We start from the raw sequence: 1949 nt of genomic DNA on the forward strand, positions 1-1949 counted from the left end.
CCCGCGCCTATCTCGGCGCGTGAGGACCGGGGCCTCGCCACCAACGCGCCTGGTACTGCGACCTTGGACCCGACCTGTCACGCGGTTTCCGCGCGCTGAAGGTGTGGATGACGCTGGGCACGTATGGCGCGGACGGCATGGGCCGGATGATCGCCAATTGCTGCGCCATTGCGCAACATCTGGCCCGGCGGGTGGAGGCCAGCCCCCGGCTGGAACTCCTGGCCCCCGTCACGCTGAATATCGTGTGCTTCCGCATCATCGCACCGGTGGCGGATCTCGATCACTTCAATGGGGAGGTGGTGAAAGACCTGCATGAAAGCGGGATCGCCGCCCCTTCGACCACCATCATCAACGGGCGCAAGGCGGTGCGCGCCGCCATTGTCAATCACCGCACCACCAACGCGGATGTGGACCGGATGCTTGAGGCCCTGCTGGAACTGGCCGATCGCAGGCTGGTGCCCGCCTGATGCGGGCAGCGGGGTGACTAACGCCCCCCGCGCCGGGTGGCGGCTTCCTCCCCGAACAGTTCGGAGAGTTTTTTCATCATGGTGCCGCCCAGTTCCTCGGGGTCGGTAATGGTCACGGCGCGACGGTAATAGCGTGTCACGTCATGGCCGATGCCGATGGCCAGAAGCTCGGTGCTGGTGCGCGTCTCGATATGGGCGATCACCTCCCGCAGGTGGTTTTCCAGATACGAACCCGGATTGACGGATAACGTGCTGTCATCCACCGGCGCGCCATCGGAAATCACCATCAGGATACGCCGCCCCTCCACCCGCGCGGCCAGACGCCGCTGCGCCCAGAGCAGGGCTTCCCCATCGATGTTTTCCTTGAGCAGTCCCTCCCGCAGCATCAGCGAGATTGCGCCGGGCGCGACGCCACGGCATGTCCGCCGCCTTGTAGATGATATGGCGCAGGTCGTTCAGCCTGCCGGGATTGGCGGGCTTGCCTGCCTCCACCCATGCCTCGCGGCTCCGGCCGCCCTTCCATGCCCGCGTGGTGAAGCCAAGCACCTCCACCTTCACCGCGCAGCGTTCCAGCGTGCGGGCAAGGATGTCGCCACACATCGCGGCGACCGAGATGGGCCGCCCGCGCATGGAACCCGAATTGTCGATCAGCAGGGTGACGACCGTGTCACGGAATTCCGTGTCCCGCTCACGCTTGTACGAAAGCGAAAGCATGGGATTGACCACGATGCGCGACAGACGTCCCGCATCGAGCATGCCTTCCTCCAGGTCGAATTCCCACGCGCGCGTCTGCTGCGCCATGAGCTTGCGCTGCAACCTGTTGGCCAGTTTGGAGACCACGCCCTGCATGCTGACAAGCTGCTGGTCCAGCGTCTGGCGCAGGCGGTACAGTTCCTCAGCGTCGCACAGATCCTCGGCGGCGATTTCCTCGTCAAACGCGGTGGTGAAGGCATGGTAGCCGGGGGTCTGTTCCTCCTCCGGCGCGGTGTCCTCGGCGGGGCCGCCCGCTTCTTCCGATCCGCTGGCCGCGCCGCCCCGCTCGCCATCCTCCGGTTCGTCATCACCGGCCCCCACGCCCTGGGACATCTGCATGGGCAGGGCGTTCTCATCCTCCTCCGGACCATCGTCCTGCGGCTCGGGGGTGGTGTCGTCAGTCTGTTCCTCGTCCTCGGTGGTGGTGGTGTCGGCCTCGGTCGTGCCGTCATCCGCCTCTTCCTCGGGCAGGACCTCGTGCGGAAGCAGGTCGCAGGCCATGAGCAGGCGACGCGCGGCCTGCGCGAACTCCTTCTGGCTGTCCTGCCGCGCCACCATTTCATCCAGCGCGCGCCCGGCCGCAGGCGGCAGGGTCTTTTCCCACCCGGCCATGAGTTCGCGCATGGCGGCCGGCACCGGGTGGCCGGACATGCGCGCGCGCGCCAGCAGGCCGAGTGCGAGCGGGGTTGGCAGCCTGTCATGGCCAGGCAGGCGGTCCAGCCCCAGATC

2 pseudogenes are annotated in these 1949 nt (G+C 67.0%); one reads left to right on the forward strand and one right to left on the reverse strand.

Annotated elements, in window-relative coordinates:
• Positions 1 to 467 (forward strand): annotated as a pseudogene (locus JCM25156_RS15100) (pyridoxal-dependent decarboxylase); the annotation flags it as partial.
• Positions 468 to 484: 17 nt separating this feature from the next.
• On the opposite strand, the pseudogene JCM25156_RS25020 reads toward JCM25156_RS15100, so the two are convergent.
• Positions 485 to 1949, reverse strand: a pseudogene (locus JCM25156_RS25020) (cobaltochelatase CobT-related protein); the annotation flags it as partial.

It is taken from the genome of Komagataeibacter kakiaceti JCM 25156, assembly GCF_000613305.1.